This is a genomic window from Duffyella gerundensis, assembly GCF_001517405.1.
In the GTDB taxonomy this organism is placed as follows: Bacteria; Pseudomonadota; Gammaproteobacteria; order Enterobacterales; family Enterobacteriaceae; genus Duffyella; species Duffyella gerundensis.
This window is the reverse complement of record NZ_LN907827.1, coordinates 2,319,458-2,330,773: the sequence shown is the minus strand read 5'-3', so window position 1 is coordinate 2,330,773 and position 11,316 is coordinate 2,319,458. Positions and strand designations below refer to the sequence as shown.

The window sequence follows — 11,316 nt, the reverse complement described above, 5'->3', positions numbered from 1 at the left end:
TCTTGTTAAACCGCACAATCTAACGTAGCGGGGGATTAAGGTTAATCCTGCGGGTAAAGGATGTTGCCGCGCATCGATGTATACGTGCTGTTAAGTGATTTCTGCTTGTTAGACTGAGTCACCAAGCCGGCCAGTTCATTCATCCTTTCCTGCAGCAAAACGCGGACCTGCGCCTCATTATCAAGAATGTTGCGTAATACAGGACGCAACTGAGTCAGTGCCTGGGAAGAAATTGGCGACGCCTGTGTAGATTGCGACAGGCGTTCAACCGCACCAATGTAATCAACTTCCGTTTCGATTAGCGCATCCCAGCTTCCTGCGGAGGCCAGATGTAACATCGTCTGGCTGAGTGATAAAAGTTTCTGGTAGGTCATAAGCAGATGCGGTTCGATAGCCATTAGACAGCGTCCTGGAAGGTGGCGGGATCCAACGATTGTTTCCATGCATCGGCGATATTACGCAACAGGCCTTCAACTTCTTCCACTGCCGCCGTATCGTTATGCAGATTAGCCTGTAACAGACGGCGCACCATATAGGCATATAACGCCATCATGTTGTCCGTCAGTTCGTCGCCGCTGTTTTCTTCTAAACCATGTTTAAGACCATTTTCGATAATATTGATGGCCTTGGTAAGGGCAGCACCTTTCTGCTGGATATCATTTTCCAGCATAAACAGGCGCGCACGGACCAGCGCACTCAGTGCGCCATCGAAAAGCATAGTAACGAGCTGATCGTGATCGGCGCTCATCACGGCACTTTCCAGGCCGACGCGAGCATAGGCGGCGGCCCCTGACTGGTTATACATTTGGTGACTCCCTACTCAAGCTATTTTGAGTCAGAACTTGAGCTAAACTGCTGGGTCAAATAACTTGATGTTGCATTCATCTTGGACATAAACGCATCAAGTTGTGTAAATTGCGCTTTATAACGCGCCATCGTGGCATCAATACGGTCCTGCATCGCTTCATAGCGATCGCCCAGTAGATCCAGCTTGCTGTTAATGCCGTCGGTGGCATTTTTCATCAAGCCTTCTTTACCAACGCTGGTGCTGAGCATGTCAGTTAAGGACGTGCCTAACTGGGTACTCAGACCGGAGGTTTTACCATCACCAACAAAGAACTGCGTAACGGCCTGCGGTGTCTCATTCAGCGCCTTGGTCAGCTTGGTGTCATCAATCACCAGATTGCCCGTAGAACCGTCTGGGTTAACCGTAGGATCCTGGGTAATGCCCAGCTGTGCCAGGATTGCCACTGAACCGCCACTCTGCGGGCTGGAAATCAGACTGCGTAAACGTGCCTGCACGGTGCGAACCGTGTTATCACCCAGCAGGGCGCCATTGTTTGACGCCTGATCATCTCCTTTGGCAACCGGGGTATATTTGGTTGCGCTGGCAATGACGGCGTTAACGTTGTTATAGGCAGTGACAAAGTTCTTGATCGCGGTTTTTACTGAGTCAACCGAGCGACTTACCTCAAGATTTTCCGGTGCGGTGGTGGCCGATTTCAGGGTTAGCGTTACGCCTTCCGGCGCGCCGTTTACCGTGTTGCTGGCACTCTCAATGGCAATGCCGTTTACTTCCAGTTTGGCATTTTTTGATGCCGTCTGTACGCTCATGCCATTGCTGCTGCCGCCAGCGCTGTAGCCGATGGCCGCCTGCAAGGTATCGTCGCCTGATACGCTGATTGTCATATCATTTGAAGTACCGGTTGCTTTGGACGATAGCAACAGATGATAGTTGCCGTCGCTGCCTTTGATAGTGGTGGCGGCAACGTTGGCACCGCTGGTATTAATGGCTTTAACTACGTTAGCTAATGACGTCTGATCATCGGTTAACGTCAGCGTAATCGGTGTACCGCTGCCCTGTTGAATGGACAGCGTGCGGGTGCCGCCGGTGGTGGCGCCCAGCGGTGCCGTATTACTGGCCAGTGAGCCCGACACCAGCGTCTGTGCGGAGGCAATCTGGCTTACCGAAACTGAATAGCTCCCGACAACGGCAGAGCTGGCGGTAGTCGCGCTGAATGCCGTATTGGTACTGGTTACCGCAGTCGCATTAAAGGTATCGACTTTAGCCAATGCCGTTGTTGCCGTTTGCAGGCTCTGTAATGAGCTTTGCAATTTACCCAAAGCGGTTAATTTGCTTTGGGAATTTGTCTGTTGAGTGGTAATTGTCGTTAGCTTGGACTTTTCAGCAGCCTCTAACTTGTCATACAAAGAACTCAGATCAAGGTTGGAACCTACGCCCAGGTTACTAATGGCGGCCATGATATTTCCTTTTTCAGCTTTGCAATTGTCTACGAGTTATCGGCGGGTATGCGCGAAAGTTTACCGGTTTTTTTCTGCAGTGAAGCGCCGAGTTGAACGCCATCGGTACGCTATTTCTTACGATTAGCCGTTGCCGACAGAAACAGAGGAGAGTTGAGGTACAGCAGCAGAGCATTTACACCGATAGCGCTCTCACCTTTATAGAAGGCGGGCCGTGGCAGCCCCCCTTGCAGATCGCCGGGATGCTTTGCTGGCAACCACAGCCCAACCTCCTTTATCACGCCAGATAGCGATACCGTCCTTACAGAGAGGGGCCTCTTTTCTCTCTATATAGAAGCACACTGTTTCTCTCTGCAAAGAAGCAAACCCATTCTCTCTTAGGGAAGGTCTGTTTATCTCTGTAGAGAAGCAAACCTTTCCTTGCTTTAGCGAAACGAGCATACCGTTGCGTGCTATAGAAAATAAAAAGTCGTTTTTAGTAAACAGCATGCTGTTATGGCCGATATAGGTGTTGTCAGTAATATAGAGAAGAAAAAAGTGGGCAAATAAGCTCAATTTTTTTCAGGACGGTTTAAAAATTAAATAAAAAACGCTTTCTTTTATCTTTAGTAGGGCGGTTTTAGAGCAAGTTGAATCGCCTTACGCTTATCTGATAATAGAATAAGTAAAAATTTTAATAATTAATCATCTGAAAAACAAAGAGTTTTAAAATTTTATAAACTTTTTTCTAAAGCAACCCAAAGTGGTGCCGATACATGTTATGACTGAGAGAGGTGCCAAACAGATATCTCGCTCAAACCCTAAACTAATTTAAAGGACTGTTATCATGGCCGTTATCAATACTAACATTCTGTCTCTGTCTACTCAGAACAACCTGAACAAATCTCAGTCCGCTCTGGGCACTGCGATTGAGCGTCTTTCTTCTGGTCTGCGTATCAACAGCGCGAAAGACGATGCTGCTGGTCAGGCGATTGCCAACCGTATGAGTTCTAACATCCGCGGCATGAACCAGGCTTCACGTAATGCCAACGACGGTATCTCAATGGCGCAGACTGCTGAAGGCGCACTGAACGAGATCAACACCAACTTACAGCGCGTTCGTGAGCTGGCTGTTCAGGCTAACAACGGTACCAACACCACTACCGACCTCTCTTCACTGCAGGATGAAGTTAAAGCGCGTCTGGACGAGATTGACCGTGTTGCTGGTCAGACTACTTTCAACGGCACCAAACTGCTGGACGGTTCTGCTGGTACTGGTGGTAAAGTCTCTATTCAGGTTGGCGCAAACGACAAAGAAACCATCACTCTGGACCTGTCAGGCGCTAAAGCTGACACCACAACTCTGGGTGTGAACGCTGTTGACCTGAAAACGCCAAGCGACACCGTACTGAAAACTATCGATGATGCAATCGCTAAAGTCGATACCGCTCGTAGCGGCCTGGGTGCGGTACAGAACCGTTTTGAGTCAACTATCAACAACCTGAACAACACGTCGACTAACCTGTCTGCTGCACAGTCTCGTATTCAGGATGCTGACTACGCCACTGAAGTTTCAAACATGTCACGTGCTCAGATTCTGCAACAGGCTGGTACTAACGTACTGTCTAAAGCGAACCAGGTTCCACAGGGCGTGCTGTCTCTGCTGCAGGGCTAATAGCTCAACAATATTTAAATCAAAAGGCGACGCGATGTCGCCTTTTTCATCTGCATAAATTGCTCAGGAGAATCCGTGAAAACCTTAACGTTATTTGAACCGCAATTCGTTGAGAAATTTGCCTGTGTGGGTTCGGCTTGTCCTGAGCATTGTTGTGGCGGCTGGAATATTCAGCTGGATAAAAAATCGGCTAATCGTTATTTGCAGGCGAAGCGTATCGATATCCGCGCGCTGGCGACTGAACATATCAGCGTCACCAAAAAAAGCGTGGCTAACTGGGCGCAGATTAAACTGGATGCCTCTGGCCAGTGTGGCTTTCTGGATGAGAAAAAGCTTTGCAAAATTCATGCGGGTTTAGGCGCTTCCGCCCTGAGCCATACCTGTTCCACTTATCCGCGCGTCTCTATACAAAAGCGTCGTGATGAGTTTAATACCCTGACCTTATCCTGTCCGGAAGCGGCGCGCCTGCTACTCACTCATCCTGATGGCATGCAGGTTCAGGAGAAGCAGCTGCTGCGGCAGTTGTTTAACAGCGCACCTGAATATCAGGATGCGGAAAAATTACTTAATCTGATGTGCTCGTTGTTGATGGCGAAATGTGGTGTGCAGGTCGAGCAGGGACTTTATGCCATCGCGCTACTCTGCCTGAAGCTGGATAAGGTTTCGCTGGATAATGCTGATGATGTTGCGCAGCTGGAAAACACGTTCCTGGCGCTGAGCGACTCACTGGAGAAGGGTGAGGTGGTGGCGCATATGCACGCTATTGAGCCACACTACCTGCTGCATTATGCGCTACTGAATAATATGCAGCATTTTATTCAACTTCGGCCGGGCTCGCGCGGTTTTGCCACCTTCAGCCGTTATCTTCAACTGTTGAATCTTGATGCTTTGCAGGATCAGGATGATGCCAGCAAGAGCCAGCTGATGGCCGAAAACAGTCTGTTATGGCAGCAGAAGGTTTTACCGCTTCTGCAGGACTCACCCTGGCTGATCGGCAACTATTTCCAGTATCGTATTTATCACGATCGCTTTCCTTCCCTGACGAGTCGTGAACCGCTCTCGGCACTCTATTTGTTAACCTCTGAATGGTTGATGATTAAGAATTTGCTGGTGGCACAGGTTAAAAGCACTGGCGAGCTGAGCCAGGATGATGTGGTCAATATTATTTATAGCTTTCACTCTCTGACCAAGCATAACAAGCAGGCCAGCGATAATTTCTACATGCATATTGATGCATTTAAAATGAATGACAACATCTCCCTGTTGCACCTGCTGAAATAGTCAGCTGACGTAAAAATGGTGTGCCTGTGATCAACGGGCGCACCGCAGGCTCTCTTTTTATCCAGATATTCTTACAGCATATTAACTTTTTCGCTTCCTTTTTCCGGAGTGTCTATGCGCTTTAATAACGACTTATTACCCGGCGCGTTGCTCAGCTTTGAGGAGATTGCGCAGCGCTATGCCGAAAAATACCCGGATGAGAAAGAGCTGACGGCGCGCGGCCTGCTGAGCCCGTCAACCAGCAACCGCAGCATGGTCATCCGCGCTATTTTCGCCAACGAAGAGAGCAACAGCCCGCTGGATGAGCTGCTGTTCGTGGCCAACGACAACGAACGCAAAAACTACCTGCGACGGCTGGAGCACTATCTGCAGCAGCAGCTGCCATTCCTCTATTTACGCCGCGGTGAGGCGGAGCGACGTGACAACCTGTGGCGGATCATGGGTGAAAGTCGGGTCTACGCCATGCTCGATCCCGCGTCGGCGGCGGCACAGAACTTGTTTACCAGCCGCGGTTACACGCTGTCGATCATGCGTTACGAAGGCGAAGAGGCGTACTGGCAGCTTTATGATGCGCAGGCGCACGCCTGTTTCCCGCAGTCGCGGCGCATTCAGTTCATCGTGGTGCTGCAAAGCCCGCTGCTGAAGGTGCCGGCAGCGGTGATGCCCGGTACGCAGGTAGGACGTCGCGTCAAGGCACGGCTGTGGCAGCGTGCCAGCCAGACGGCATTCGCTGAGGCGGTAAGGGCGCGCTATGGCGCCTGCGTCATCACCGGCACGCCATTGACCGCCAATCCGCTAACGCCGTGGGTCGAAGCGTGCCATATCGATACGCGGGAAAATGAAGAGGGGTTTCTGGCAGATAATAATGTTGATAACGGCCTGTTCTTACGTAGTGACCTACAGCGACTATTTAACAATAAATTGTTAAGCATTCATGCTGATTCTGGCGAAGTTTCCATCGCTTCGGCTGACGCGACAGAAAATAAACTCAGTGAGTTTTATCAACAGATTAGCGGCAAGCCTTGCCAGCTCTGGCATCTTGTTCCGGCCACCACCCGCGAGCGCCTGCGCCGCCTGCGTTAACCCCAATTGGCAGTGATAAACGTCGCTGCCATTGTTAAGAATATTCTGAATAGCCTCGCTTTACCCCGTCTATTCCACCAATCAAATACCCTACAGGATCGGATAATCATGCCGATAACATCTTTAACGCAGGGTAGTCAATGTGAACGATTTCTATACCGCCGATGGAGTAATGGACAAGCACTCGCTGTGGCAGCGCTACATCCCGCTGGTGCGCCACGAAGCGCTACGCCTGCAGGTGCGTTTGCCCGCCAGCGTAGAGCTGGATGATTTATTGCAGGCTGGTGGGATTGGCTTATTGAATGCCGTTGAGCGCTACGACGCGCTACAGGGCACAGCCTTTACCACCTATGCCGTGCAGCGTATTCGTGGCGCGATGCTGGATGAATTGCGCAGCCGCGACTGGGCACCCCGCAGCGTGCGTCGTAACGCGCGTGAGGTCTCCGGTGCCATGCATCGCGTTGAGCAGTCCTTAGGGCGGGCGGCAACCGAGCAGGAGGTGGCTCAACAGCTGGATGTTTCGCTGGAAGAGTACCGGCAAATGTTGCTCGACACGAACAATAGCCAGCTTTTCTCCTACGACGAATATCGTGAAGAACACGGCGATAGTGCGGAGCTGGTGACGGAAGGGCATGAAGAGGCAAATCCGCTTCATCAGTTGATGGAAGGGAGTCTGCGTGAACGTGTCATCGAAGCGATCGAAGCCCTGCCCGATCGCGAAAAGATGGTGCTGACACTGTATTACCAGGAAGAACTGAATCTGAAAGAGATTGGCGCAGTGCTGGACGTGGGGGAATCACGGGTCAGCCAACTGCACAGTCAGGCGATAAAACGTCTGCGTGCCCGGTTAACGGGAGCGCGCTGACAGCATCAGTTCTCGCTTACCAGAAGATAACCGGGGACTTTTGAATGGGAACCAGAACAAAAACAAGACCGTTAAGCCGTTACTTGAAAGACTACAAACACAGCCAGACCAACTGTTCACATTGTGACAAAGTGCTGGATCGTATGGCGCTGGTGTTTCGTGGCCAGATCATTAACAAAGAAGCCATTGCCCGGATGGATCAGCCGATCGACGATCTGGTGTGGATGAAATTGCAGAATGAGCTGACCGCGCTGTGCCGTTTTTGCAGCGATATTTTCTGCAACACGCACCCTAACTATTTCGACATCATGGCGTTCAAACAGTATCTGTTTGAAGAGACCGAGATGAGCCACAGCACCATTCGTGAGTATGTGGTTCGCCTGCGTCGTCTTGACGACATGTTGAAAGCGAAAAACTTTCCGCCAGAACGACTCAGCGGCAACAGCTGGCATGAGTGTCTTGAGCAGGATTTGCCCGATGCGGGGAACAATAACTACCGTATCGCGCTGCGTAAGTATGACCAGTTTTTAGGCTGGCAGCGCGCTTAGCAGGATGACCGCGAGGTCATCTTCTGCAACACTGTAAGGATAACTGAGTCAAACGAGCGTGGAGGCTACGTTGTCCTTACAATCCTTTATTCCTTTCCCCAAGCTGGAACTGCTCGGCGCCCCAACGCCCTTAGAGCATCTGCCGCGATTTTCCGATTTCCTTGGCCGTGATATTTTCATCAAACGTGACGACCTGACGCCGATGGCGCTGGGCGGCAACAAGCTGCGCAAGCTGGAATATCTGGCCGCCGACGCGCTGCGTCAGGGTGCCGATGTGCTGCTCACCGCCGGTGCTATTCAGTCAAATCATGTTCGCCAGACCGCCGCCGTAGCCGCAAAGCTGGGGCTGAAGTGCGTCGCGCTGCTGGAAAACCCGCTGGCAACTTCCGCCGATAACTACCTGCACAACGGTAACCGCCTGCTGCTCGATCTGCTGGATGCTGAAATCGTGATGGTGAATGCCCTGCACGATCCGCAGGCGCAGCTGGAGGAAGAAGCCACGCGCCTTGAAGCACAGGGTTTTCGCCCTTATGTTGTACCGGTTGGCGGCTCTAATGCGCTGGGCGCGCTGGGCTACATCGAGTGCGCGCAGGAGATCGCCCATCAGAGCGAAGGCGTGGTCGATTTTGCCGCCGTGGTGGTCGCCTCGGGCAGCGCAGGTACTCACGCCGGGCTGGCGGTGGGCCTGGAACAACTGCTGCCGGAAAGCGAGCTAATTGGCGTGACGGTTTCGCGCAAAGCTGATGAACAGCGGCCGAAAGTGGCGCTGATTCAACAGCAGCTGGCGCAGTCGATGAACCTCACCAGCCAGGCGCCAATCGTCTTATGGGATGACTATTTTGCCCCGCGCTACGGCGAGCCAAATGAAGAGGGCATGGAGGCGATCAAACTGCTGGCGCGGCTCGAAGGCATCTTCCTCGATCCGGTTTACACCGGCAAGGCGATGGCCGGGCTGATCGACGGTATTCGTCAACAGCGCTTTCGCCGCGAAGGCCCGCTGCTGTTTATTCATACCGGCGGTGCGCCTGCGTTATTTGCTTATCACCCTTCGGTCTAATTTCGCCAGATAAACTACGCTAGAATCGCACAGTAAAAATAACGGCGGCAGTTTGCCGCTGATGTGGGGACCGGCCTGCGGGCCTAAAATCATAACAACGGGGTACTGATATGAACTTTTCTCTGGCTCGTCGCCACCTGGTGATGGGAGCAGTTGCGCTGGCGCTGGTTGCCGGTGTGAATGTGAAAACGCACGCGGCTGAAAACCTGCTTAACAAGGTCAAAGAGCGCGGCACGCTGCTGGTCGGTCTGGAAGGCACTTATCCGCCGTTCAGCTTCCAGGATGAAAACGGTAAGCTCACCGGTTTTGAGGTGGAATTTGCCGAGCAGCTGGCGCAGCACCTTGGCCTGAAGGCGAGCCTGAAGCCAACCAAATGGGATGGCATGCTGGCGTCGCTGGATTCCAAACGCATCGACGTGGTGATCAATCAGGTGACCATCTCCGCCGATCGTAAGAAAAAATATGACTTCTCCACGCCATACACCGTTTCCGGTATTCAGGCACTGACGCGTAAAGACAAAGCGGGCAGCGTGAACAAGCCGGAAGATCTGGCCAGCAAAAAAGTGGGCGTAGGTCTCGGCTCGAACTATGAGCAGTGGCTGCGCGAGAACGTGAAGGGCGTCGACATCCGTACCTACGATGATGACCCAACCAAGTATCAGGATCTGCGTTCTGGTCGTCTTGATGCGATCCTGGTCGATCGTCTGGCCGCGCTGGATCTGGTGAAGAAAACCGGCAACACCATGGCGGTAGCGGGCCCGGCCTTCTCCCGTCAGGAGTCAGGCGTGGCGCTGCGTAAGGGCAATGACGATCTGCTGAAGGCGATCGATCAGGCCATCGCCGAGATGCAGAAAGATGGTTCGCTGAGCAAACTGTCACAGAAATGGTTTGGCGCGGACGTGACTAAATAATGCAAGAAAGTATTCAACTGGTGCTGGATTCAGCACCTTTTTTATTAAAAGGGGCGCTGTTTACCCTGCAGCTGAGCATCGGCGGCATGTTTTTCGGCCTGGTGCTCGGCTTTGTGCTGGCGCTGATGCGCCTGTCACGCTTCTGGCCCGTTAACTGGCTGGCACGCATTTATGTTTCCATCTTTCGTGGTACGCCGCTGATCGCTCAGCTGTTTATGATCTATTACGGCCTGCCGCAGTTTGGCATCGAACTGGATCCCATCCCGTCGGCGATGATTGGCCTGTCGCTGAATACCGCGGCCTACGCCTCGGAATCGCTGCGCGGCGCTATCGCGTCTATTGAGCGTGGACAGTGGGAAGCGGCGTCCAGCATCGGCATGACCTCATGGCAGACACTGCGTCGGGTCATCCTGCCGCAGGCGGCACGCACCGCGTTACCGCCGCTGGGCAACAGCTTTATCAGCCTGGTGAAAGATACCTCGCTGGCGGCCACCATTCAGGTGCCGGAGCTGTTTCGTCAGGCGCAGCTGATCACCTCGCGCACGCTGGAGGTATTCACCATGTATCTGGCCGCCTCGCTGATTTACTGGGTGATGGCGACGCTGCTTTCTGCCCTGCAAAACCGGCTGGAAAACCACGTTAATCGTCAGGATCGGGAGTCAAAATGAGTGCCATTGAAGTCAGTAAGCTGGTCAAGAAATTCAATGGCCAGACGGTGCTGCACGGCATCGATCTGCAGGTGGCGCGTGGTGAAGTGGTGGCGATTATCGGGCCGAGCGGCTCCGGCAAAACCACGCTATTGCGCAGCATTAATCTGCTGGAGCAGCCCGACGGCGGCACCATTCGCGTCGGTGATATCACCGTTAACGCGGAGCAATCGCTGAACAAGCAGAAAGAGCAGGTGCGACGTTTGCGTCAGCAGGTGGGCTTTGTGTTCCAGAACTTCAATCTGTTCCCGCACCGCTCGGTGCTTGAAAACATCATTGAAGGCCCGGTGATTGTGAAAGGTGAACCCAAAGCGGAGGCGATCGCCCGGGCGCGCGAGCTGCTGCTGAAGGTTGGCCTGCAGGGCAAAGAGGAGAGCTATCCGCGGCGGCTTTCTGGCGGTCAACAGCAGCGCGTGGCGATTGCCCGTGCGCTGGCGATGCGGCCGGAGGTGATTCTGTTTGATGAGCCAACCTCGGCGCTGGATCCGGAGCTGGTGGGCGAGGTGTTAAACACCATTCGTTCACTGGCGGAAGAGAAGCGCACTCTGGTGATCGTGACCCATGAAATGAGCTTTGCTCGCGACGTGGCCGATCGGGCAATCTTTATGGATCAGGGCAAGATTGTGGAGCAGGGCGCAGCAAAAATGCTGTTCTCACAGCCGCAGGAAACCCGTACCAAACAATTCCTCGAGAAATTCCTCAATAATTAACTGGAATAAAAAATTGCAGTTAAGTCTGAAAGTGTAGCGCAACTTATGCTGAATCCGTGCAGGCGGATTCAGCAAAATAAGTTGAAATAACATCCGCTAAAAATAGGTTGTCGAGTTTGTAAATAAGATTCAGTTTATTTCGACTTTTGCATATTCCACGGCCAATAATTTCTTTTAGGATAATAGCTACATTCATTGCCTGCCGGGATTGCTATTAATAGGGTCTTCGTCATGAAAG

Annotated in this window: 12 protein-coding genes; 9 read left to right on the top strand and 3 right to left on the bottom strand. The window is 52.5% G+C overall.

Annotated features, from left to right (window positions below; translation table 11 throughout):
* Positions 1–41 precede the first annotated feature (41 nt).
* The 3 genes from fliT to fliD are packed head-to-tail and all read right to left on the bottom strand — an operon-like array spanning position 42 to position 2,262.
* On the bottom strand, positions 42–398 hold the full coding sequence (gene fliT / locus EM595_RS10860) for a flagella biosynthesis regulatory protein FliT (RefSeq protein ID WP_067431618.1): 357 nt from the start codon (positions 396–398) through the stop codon (positions 42–44).
* Positions 398–805 carry a flagellar export chaperone FliS gene (gene fliS / locus EM595_RS10855; protein WP_067431615.1) on the bottom strand — a complete coding sequence of 136 codons (408 nt, stop codon included), beginning with the start codon at positions 803–805 and terminating at the stop codon, positions 398–400. The genes fliT and fliS overlap by 1 nt, the downstream gene beginning before the upstream one ends.
* A 20-nt stretch (positions 806–825) precedes the next feature.
* Positions 826–2,262: a flagellar filament capping protein FliD gene (gene fliD / locus EM595_RS10850; protein WP_067431612.1), complete on the bottom strand. Its 1,437-nt coding sequence runs from the start codon at positions 2,260–2,262 to the stop codon at positions 826–828.
* Between the two features lie 826 nt (positions 2,263–3,088).
* Here fliD and EM595_RS10845 point away from each other — a divergent pair.
* The 9 genes from EM595_RS10845 to tcyN all read left to right on the top strand — a co-directional run bounded on the left by EM595_RS10845 (position 3,089) and on the right by tcyN (position 11,078).
* Positions 3,089–3,916: a flagellin N-terminal helical domain-containing protein gene (locus EM595_RS10845; protein WP_067431609.1), complete on the top strand. Its 828-nt coding sequence runs from the start codon at positions 3,089–3,091 to the stop codon at positions 3,914–3,916.
* A 75-nt stretch (positions 3,917–3,991) separates the two neighbouring features.
* Positions 3,992–5,197, top strand: coding sequence for a flagellin lysine-N-methylase (gene fliB / locus EM595_RS10840; RefSeq protein ID WP_067431606.1), 1,206 nt, complete (start codon positions 3,992–3,994; stop codon positions 5,195–5,197).
* A 114-nt stretch (positions 5,198–5,311) separates the two neighbouring features.
* Complete coding sequence (locus EM595_RS10835; RefSeq protein ID WP_067431603.1) at positions 5,312–6,280, top strand: HNH endonuclease signature motif containing protein; 969 nt, start codon at positions 5,312–5,314, stop codon at positions 6,278–6,280.
* A gap of 142 nt (positions 6,281–6,422) precedes the next feature.
* Positions 6,423–7,145: an RNA polymerase sigma factor FliA gene (locus EM595_RS10830; RefSeq protein WP_067431600.1), complete on the top strand. Its 723-nt coding sequence runs from the start codon at positions 6,423–6,425 to the stop codon at positions 7,143–7,145.
* A 44-nt stretch (positions 7,146–7,189) separates the two neighbouring features.
* Positions 7,190–7,693, top strand: a complete 504-nt coding sequence (gene fliZ / locus EM595_RS10825) for a flagella biosynthesis regulatory protein FliZ (protein ID WP_067431597.1) — start codon at positions 7,190–7,192, stop codon at positions 7,691–7,693.
* Positions 7,694–7,763: 70 nt separating this feature from the next.
* Positions 7,764–8,750 carry a D-cysteine desulfhydrase gene (locus EM595_RS10820; RefSeq protein WP_067431594.1) on the top strand — a complete coding sequence of 329 codons (987 nt, stop codon included), beginning with the start codon at positions 7,764–7,766 and terminating at the stop codon, positions 8,748–8,750.
* 110 nt (positions 8,751–8,860) lie between these two features.
* Positions 8,861–9,661, top strand: a complete 801-nt coding sequence (gene tcyJ, locus EM595_RS10815; protein WP_067431592.1) for a cystine ABC transporter substrate-binding protein — start codon at positions 8,861–8,863, stop codon at positions 9,659–9,661.
* On the top strand, positions 9,661–10,329 hold the full coding sequence (gene tcyL, locus EM595_RS10810) for a cystine ABC transporter permease (protein ID WP_067431589.1): 669 nt from the start codon (positions 9,661–9,663) through the stop codon (positions 10,327–10,329). The genes tcyJ and tcyL overlap by 1 nt, the downstream gene beginning before the upstream one ends.
* Positions 10,326–11,078, top strand: coding sequence for an L-cystine ABC transporter ATP-binding protein TcyN (tcyN, locus tag EM595_RS10805; protein WP_067431584.1), 753 nt, complete (start codon positions 10,326–10,328; stop codon positions 11,076–11,078). Before tcyL ends, tcyN begins: the two co-directional genes overlap by 4 nt.
* The last annotated feature ends 238 nt before the right edge of the window (positions 11,079–11,316 follow it).

Coding starts and splice junctions, on each gene's coding strand:
- tcyL (WP_067431589.1), top strand. CDS start 9,661: ATGCAAGAAAGTATTCAACTGGTGCTGGATTCAGCACCTTTTTTATTA.
- tcyN (WP_067431584.1), top strand. CDS start 10,326: ATGAGTGCCATTGAAGTCAGTAAGCTGGTCAAGAAATTCAATGGCCAG.
- fliT (WP_067431618.1), bottom strand. CDS start 398: ATGGCTATCGAACCGCATCTGCTTATGACCTACCAGAAACTTTTATCA.
- fliZ (WP_067431597.1), top strand. CDS start 7,190: ATGGGAACCAGAACAAAAACAAGACCGTTAAGCCGTTACTTGAAAGAC.
- EM595_RS10835 (WP_067431603.1), top strand. CDS start 5,312: ATGCGCTTTAATAACGACTTATTACCCGGCGCGTTGCTCAGCTTTGAG.
- tcyJ (WP_067431592.1), top strand. CDS start 8,861: ATGAACTTTTCTCTGGCTCGTCGCCACCTGGTGATGGGAGCAGTTGCG.
- EM595_RS10845 (WP_067431609.1), top strand. CDS start 3,089: ATGGCCGTTATCAATACTAACATTCTGTCTCTGTCTACTCAGAACAAC.
- fliD (WP_067431612.1), bottom strand. CDS start 2,262: ATGGCCGCCATTAGTAACCTGGGCGTAGGTTCCAACCTTGATCTGAGT.
- fliS (WP_067431615.1), bottom strand. CDS start 805: ATGTATAACCAGTCAGGGGCCGCCGCCTATGCTCGCGTCGGCCTGGAA.